At 38.9% G+C, this 1647-nt stretch carries 1 protein-coding gene; it reads right to left on the minus strand.

Going from position 1 to position 1647, the window contains the following annotated elements; all coding sequences use genetic code 11:
* Positions 1-493: 493 nt before the first annotated feature.
* Positions 494-1546, minus strand: coding sequence for a P-loop NTPase (locus KI356_RS27400; RefSeq protein ID WP_212937030.1), 1053 nt, complete (start codon positions 1544-1546; stop codon positions 494-496).
* Between the last annotated feature and the right edge of the window lie 101 nt (positions 1547-1647).

Genomic DNA, 1647 nt, shown 5'->3' on the forward strand with positions numbered 1-1647 from the left:
CTGATTATTAGTTGAACCAATCGGGCTTTTACGGACAGTTGATTTTCCGCCTAACTTCTTTGAGTCTTCCTCGTCTTCAGGCGGAAATCTTACTGCCCGTTAATGCGGGATAAATGAATTATTTATAAAACCTCTCTTTTTTTAGGTAGAATAGAGCATCCGCAGTGTGCAGAAGCGGTTAGTTCCTATCTGGATCCCCTCTTATGTTAAAACATAAACAGAAAATGAGCATAAGCCCTTTTTTCTTTTCATAGCCGTTTATTAGCTCTAGAAAACCAATTATATGTATGAATGCTAGGCAGCCTTTATATAGGATGTATGTTGCGATGGAGCATTTAGTTGCAATTACTATGGTTTCACAGGCTAATCAAATTCCACAAATGGTCTCTAAGTCATTACAATCTTAAACATAACCTTTAAGACTATTGAAATAACTCCATAAAAAATAAAAAGCGAGATACATATGTATTATGCATCCCACTTTCATTTCAACTTATCCTTTATACATAAGATCCTCAGCTAAAGAAGTAAACATCTCCCCAACGAGTGAATCTTCATCATATACACATGAACCACCATTCTCTTCACGCTTCGCAAATGGTATTTGAGCGATTACTTCGTTTTGCAGTTGTTCTGCTAACGTTTCACCGCCGCCTTTTCCAAAGAGATAATTTCTTGATCCGTCTTGTTCTTCATAATATGCCATGTTTTCAACGATACCTAAAATATCGTGTTTCGTATGTTTTGCCATGACTCCTACTCTAGAAGCGACAAATGAAGCTACACTATGAGGAGTTGTAACGATTATTTCCTTCGCCTGCGGGATCATCGCCGCAACATCTATCGCAACGTCTCCTGTCCCAGGTGGTAAATCAAGAAGAAGATAGTCTAATTCTCCCCAGTGCGTATTCGCAAGGAAGTTTTGAATCCATTTGTTTAACATCGGTCCGCGCCACATTACTGGGTTATTACCTTCTGTGAAGAATCCCATCGACATAATTTTAACACCGTGACTTACGACTGGAATTGCCGTTTGATCGATCATTGTTGGCTTTTCATTTGTTTCCATCATAGCTGGAATACTAAATCCATATATATCCGCATCTAAAATCCCAACCTTTTTCCCCATACGAGCTAACGCAGTGGCAAGGTTAATCGTCACAGTTGATTTCCCGACTCCCCCTTTTCCGCTCGTTACTGTAATAAAACGTACACCTGAATCAGGTCTCAGCATACTAGGCATGCCTGTTTCTGTTCTAGCTTCTTTCTTTAAAGACGCTGTTAATGCTGCTCGTTCTTCTGGCGTCATAGAGCCGAATGTTAAAGAAACTTTTGATGCTCCAATGTTTCGAAGAGAGTCTTCAATATCGTTTTGAATTTTCGCTTTCAACGGACAACCTTGTATCGTTAATACTACTTCTAGTCCAACTTCTGTACCATCAATTTTTATATTTCTTACCATGTTTAATTCCACAATACTTTTGTGTAACTCTGGATCTTCTACATGGCTTAAAGCGTTCATAATTTGTTCGTGAGTAATCATCATACACATTCCTTCCACTCTAATTATTTTACCTTGTAAAGTGAAACTTTAATCAGTGGGGGTTCTGTCCATCCCCCACTGATTATTAGCCTTCACCAATCGGG

Origin of the sequence: Bacillus hominis (assembly GCF_018332515.1) — a bacterium.
Taxonomy (GTDB): Bacteria; Bacillota; Bacilli; order Bacillales; family Bacillaceae_G; genus Bacillus_A; species Bacillus_A hominis.

Coding starts and splice junctions, on each gene's coding strand:
- KI356_RS27400 (WP_212937030.1), bottom strand. CDS start 1,546: ATGATGATTACTCACGAACAAATTATGAACGCTTTAAGCCATGTAGAA.